This window comes from Haloferax sp. Atlit-6N, assembly GCF_003383195.1.
GTDB lineage: Archaea > Halobacteriota > Halobacteria > Halobacteriales > Haloferacaceae > Haloferax > Haloferax gibbonsii.
This window is the reverse complement of record NZ_QEQJ01000165.1, coordinates 1-533: the sequence shown is the minus strand read 5'-3', so window position 1 is coordinate 533 and position 533 is coordinate 1. Positions and strand designations below refer to the sequence as shown.

Below are 533 nucleotides of genomic sequence, written 5' to 3'. Positions count from 1 at the left end.
CCCAGCATCTGGAGTCTCCTCATCAGACGGCCCGTGTCCTTGTTCTGGAAATAATGCGGCAATGAATGCATACCCAGGGACAAAAAGCACGAACGGGAGTCCAAACAGAACGCGAAGTGGGGTGGTCCGGATCCCTGGCAGAACGACCGCGGCGATCGTCAGAAAGACGAGAACGACGACCGCTGCAAGATCAGCAGGAAGATTACGAAGTCCCGATGGAAGGAGCAGTTGCCATCGGGTGTCGTCTGTCATATGTCCCGGCAGTTGCTTCAGAAATATAAACGGTGTCTTTGAGGATTAGCTTGGCGATGCTGCTCCACAGTTTTCGGTGTCCGCAAAAGCCCAGCGAGCGCTTGCCTTTTAGGAGCTTCTTAACGAGAAGTAGAAACTACATATATGAGCGGACGTGTAAGACTAAGTTTACTTTTAGACGAATAGCGAAGGGTGGCTTGTAATAGCTGTATTGGGATGTAACACGGCAGATTGTCTCACCTTTCCTTGGTTTTCATATTTGGAAAATGAAGAGTTTAATT

1 protein-coding gene is annotated in these 533 nt (G+C 49.2%); it reads right to left on the bottom strand.

Features of this window, described 5'->3' with window-relative positions:
* A partial coding sequence (locus tag DEQ92_RS21740; protein ID WP_115821774.1) for a DUF1616 domain-containing protein occupies positions 1 to 252 on the bottom strand: 252 nt, incomplete at its 3' end.
* Between the last annotated feature and the right edge of the window lie 281 nt (positions 253 to 533).